This window comes from uncultured Negativibacillus sp. (assembly GCF_944388365.1).
Lineage (GTDB): Bacteria > Bacillota > Clostridia > Oscillospirales > Ruminococcaceae > Negativibacillus.
Genome location: NZ_CALXIN010000147.1, coordinates 1 through 3,647, shown reverse-complemented (window position 1 = coordinate 3,647; position 3,647 = coordinate 1). Strand labels below are relative to the sequence as shown.

The following is a 3,647-nucleotide window of genomic DNA, read 5'->3' as shown; positions in this document are numbered from 1 at the left end:
GGTGGGTCGGACGCTCGATGCGCGCATTGTTGCACACCGCTGCAATCTCCATCGCACGCTGCACATCCTGGTCCATGCTGACCGCACGACCGTTCTGCTCGATCTTTCCGTTTTCCAGTCCGTTGCCGGTGACATCAAATGTTTTTCCCACACAGTACAGCTTCTTGACGGTCATGCGGTTTTCGGTGAGCGTGCCGGTCTTATCCGAACAGATGACATTGGCACAGCCGAGCGTCTCCACCGCGTGCAGCCGGCGGATGACCGCATTCTTTTTGACCATACGGTTGACCGACAGCGCCAGCGCGATGGTGACGATGGCGGGCAGGCCCTCGGGAATTGCCGCTACTGCCAAAGAGATGCCGGTAATCAGCATATCCAGCACCGGCTCGCCGCGCAGGATACCGACGCCTGCAACCACTGCACAGATGAGCAGACAGCCCACGGCGATCATTCTTCCTAGCTGGTCCAGCTTTTGCTGCAAAGGAGTCTGATCCTGGTCGATGGAATCGAGCATCACCGCAATTTCTCCCATGCGGGTGTCCTCGCCGATAGCATGTACCATTGCCCGCCCGTGTCCGCGGCTGACGATGGTGCCCATATAGGCGCAGACGTGTTCGCCGGTGTCATCGGTGCGCCAGTCGGTCACTCCTTTTTCCACCGGCACCGACTCACCGGTCAACAGCGATTCGTCGAACATCAGCTCGTTGTTTTCCAGGATGCGGCAGTCGGCCGGTACACGGTCGCCTGCTTTGAGCAGCACCAGATCGCCCAGCGTCACCTCTCTGGCAGGGATCGTCTTGCTCTGGCCGTCGCGGATGACCGTCGCGGTGGGCGCTGCCAGTGCGTTTAATTTTTCCAGCGAGCGCTCGGTGCGGTACTCCTGAAAAAAGCCCAGGATCGCATTGAGCAGCACGATGGCGACGATGGTGATCGCCTCCATCTTTTCTCCCATCAGCACCGAGATGCCGGTCGAACACAGCAAAATCAGCGTCATCAGGTCCTGAAACTGGGAAAAGAAAATTTTAATGGGGTTGATATGTCCTTTGCTTTCCAGAAGGTTGTCCCCGTACTCCAGTCGGTTTTTTTCGGCTTCCCTCTGGCTCAGCCCGGGATACTGTGTCATTTTCCAAAACCATCCTTTCTTTTTTGGGATTGCGTCCGATTGCTAGAAATATATGAGTCTGGAAAATAAAAAATGACAGGCAGTCCAAAAACTGCCTGTCAGCACAGAATCTTGTTGTATTATCCCTGAATCAAAAGGGCTAAAATATTGGCATAAAGGGTGGCGGGATCATTTTCGATGCGCTCCTTGACCTGGATGCACTCCTCCTCGGTGGGCAAAAACACCTTCATATCCAGCAGGTCCGAACCGATGTCCTTCATCACCATCTGAAGGATATAGCCGTCGGGCGCAGGCTGGTAGTGAATCTCCACCTCGTCCATGCATTTATGTACCTCGGCAAGGTGGCGGGCTGTCTCGATGGTCTTTTCCCGCACGCTCAGCGGAAGCGTCTTTTTGAGCGTCTGGGACATCACCGAGCCGACCTCGGTGATTGCATAGACCTCCTGACCCTCGTTGTCCTGTTCCTGGCGCAGATGTCCGCTTTTGAGAAGATCGCTGAGCGCCTCGGCAAACTCAAAATAGTTGACCAGTCCGGTGCTCTGCAAAATCTCGTTGAGCTGGTCAAAGCTCAACGGCTGTTCCATATTGTCCAGAAGGTAGCAGATCAGGATTTTGACCTCCAGTTCGTTGGTCAGTCCGCCTGGCTGAACTCCTCCCACAAAAGCATTAAAGGGCATTGCGTTCCACCTCATTACAACGGTTTTCTTTTATTTTACACTATTCTGTGCAAATTTAAAAGTGTTTTCGACCATTTCCTTGTTTATTTTCTGTTTTTCGCTTTTGTTTGTGTCATTACAGCCGTTCCAGCTGCTGTAAAATCGACTGGATCTTCTTCTGGGACACATAGCCGCCGGCATTGTTGATGATGTCCCGCAGCGGGATGGCATTTGCCATCGGAAGCATCGGGTGGCGCATAATCATCGGCAGTTCCCTTTGCAGCAGTGCCCGTGCCTGTGGATTTTGCAGCACCTCTCCCACGGTGATGTTATAATTTTTCAGGTTCATTTGCAATCGCTCCTTTCAGCTTTTCGGTCAAAGCCGTTCTGTATATTCTATGCAGTTTGTAAAAATTGTGTGCCTGCGGCTGTTTTTGTTCCCGCAGATATGATAAAATCATAAAAACGGGAATCTCACCAAGCGTCTGCCAAAGCCTATGGAGATAGCAGCTATTCTGTTCGATAAGGAGGAAGTTCTATGAAAACCTATCTGCGCATCACAACATCTTTCCTGCTTTCCTTAATGCTCGCTCTTTTTTGCTGCGGATGCAAAGAGGAGGACGTGCTGCACGCAGGACTCAACGCCGAACTGCTGGAAGTCAATGCGGAGGACAAGACCATCCGTGTCCGCAATCTGGACAGGAGCGGTCAGATGCTCTTGGAAGAGTGTACCTTCGACTGCTCCGAAGCCGAAAAAGAAGACCGGATCATCTATGTAACCTACGGAAGCGGCGATGTCACCCACATTTCCCTTGCCGATTTGCAGCCAGAAGATGAGGTGCTTGTGTGGATCTATGACTCACAACTTCAAAAGGCCATGACCGATGTTGCCAGTGTCTATGAAATCCAGCTTGGCACCCAGCGGCTGAGCTGACTTGTTACAGAATTCTGTCATTTATAATTGAGGAGGTATCTCTGTGAAAAAAACATTTTCTGCCTTAACCTCCATCCTGCTTGCCTTAATGCTCGTCCTTTTCTGCTGCGCATGCCAAACATTGCAGAAGCTTTCACGAATTAAATACAAAGCATTGAGTTTACCTCAAAAGAATGCTATAATTTGACCGTATATCTTTATCTTTGACTCTGCCATTGCGGTATGGATAGACAGGAGGACCAAAATACATGGAAACCAATGACAAAAAAACATTTTATATCACCACGCCGATCTATTATCCATCGGATAAGCTGCACATCGGCCACACCTACTGCACCGTTGCCACCGACACCATGGCCCGCTACAAACGTTTGCAGGGCTATGATGTTCTGTTCCTGACCGGTACCGATGAACACGGTCAGAAGATCGAGGACAAGGCAAAGGAAGTCGGCGTCACTCCAAAACAGTTTGTTGACAACATCGTCGAGGGCGAACGCGGCGTACTGGATCTGTGGAAACTGATGAACATTTCCAACGACCGCTTCATCCGCACCACCGACGACTACCATGAACATTCGGTACAGAAAATCTTCAAAAAGCTGTACGAAAAAGGCGACATCTACAAGGGCAAATATGTCGGCAAATACTGCAAGCCCTGCGAATCCTTCTGGACCGAGACCCAGCTGGTGGACGGCAAATGTCCGGACTGCGGACGTCCTGTTGTCGACGCTGAGGAGGAAGCATACTTCTTCCGTCTTTCCAAATACGCTGACCGCATCCGCGACCTGCTGGAAAACACCGACTTCCTCGAGCCGCGCAGCCGCGTTAACGAGATGATCAACAACTTCATCAAACCAGGTCTGGAGGATCTGTGCGTCTCCCGCACCTCCTTCAGCTGGGGCGTTCCGGTCGACTTTGACCCAGGACATGTTGT

Annotated in this window: 5 protein-coding genes; 2 read left to right on the top strand and 3 right to left on the bottom strand. The window is 51.5% G+C overall.

The genetic code is table 11. The features are described from left to right. The 3 genes from Q0L39_RS11280 to Q0L39_RS11270 all read right to left on the bottom strand — a co-directional run. Nucleotides 1-1,123 (bottom strand): HAD-IC family P-type ATPase (locus tag Q0L39_RS11280; protein WP_296629258.1); only part of this gene is annotated, 1,123 nt, incomplete at its 3' end. Between the two features lie 119 nt (nucleotides 1,124-1,242). After that, entirely contained in the window at nucleotides 1,243-1,800 is a 558-nt protein-coding gene (locus Q0L39_RS11275; RefSeq protein ID WP_296629255.1) for a DUF4364 family protein, read from the bottom strand. A gap of 115 nt (nucleotides 1,801-1,915) precedes the next feature. After that, nucleotides 1,916-2,128, bottom strand: a complete 213-nt coding sequence (locus Q0L39_RS11270; protein ID WP_296629254.1) for a hypothetical protein — start codon at nucleotides 2,126-2,128, stop codon at nucleotides 1,916-1,918. Nucleotides 2,129-2,317: 189 nt separating this feature from the next. On the opposite strand from Q0L39_RS11270, the gene Q0L39_RS11265 reads away from it, so the two are divergent. Next, complete coding sequence (locus tag Q0L39_RS11265; protein ID WP_296629252.1) at nucleotides 2,318-2,713, top strand: hypothetical protein; 396 nt, start codon at nucleotides 2,318-2,320, stop codon at nucleotides 2,711-2,713. A gap of 248 nt (nucleotides 2,714-2,961) precedes the next feature. Then, the coding region (locus Q0L39_RS11260; RefSeq protein ID WP_296629251.1) for a class I tRNA ligase family protein at nucleotides 2,962-3,647 on the top strand (686 nt) is incomplete at its 3' end.